The sequence below is a fragment of the Zoogloea sp. LCSB751 genome (assembly GCF_002028455.1).
In the GTDB taxonomy this organism is placed as follows: Bacteria; Pseudomonadota; Gammaproteobacteria; order Burkholderiales; family Rhodocyclaceae; genus Zoogloea.
In genome coordinates this window covers 1-207 of the sequence record NZ_MWUM01000734.1, presented here as the reverse complement: position 1 = coordinate 207, position 207 = coordinate 1, and the positions used below count along the sequence as shown (strand labels likewise).

Below are 207 nucleotides of genomic sequence, written 5' to 3'. Positions count from 1 at the left end.
CCCAAGTACGCCGGCAACCTCGACATCATGACCGCCGCCGCCGCCCGCACCGCCGAGATGTTCGCCGAGGAAATCCTCGCAGGCCACCTGACCCTCCAACCCGTCACCGCCTAAGGAAAGCACCATGGAACTCAAAGGCAAGCAAATCCGCGTTCATGACATGACCCTGCGGGACGGCATGCACCCCAAGCGTCACCTGATGACGCT

Annotated in this window: 1 pseudogene; it reads left to right on the top strand. The window is 62.8% G+C overall.

Features of this window, described 5'->3' with window-relative positions:
• Nucleotides 1-114, top strand: a pseudogene (locus B4920_RS29365) (acetaldehyde dehydrogenase (acetylating)); the annotation flags it as partial.
• Between the last annotated feature and the right edge of the window lie 93 nt (nt 115-207).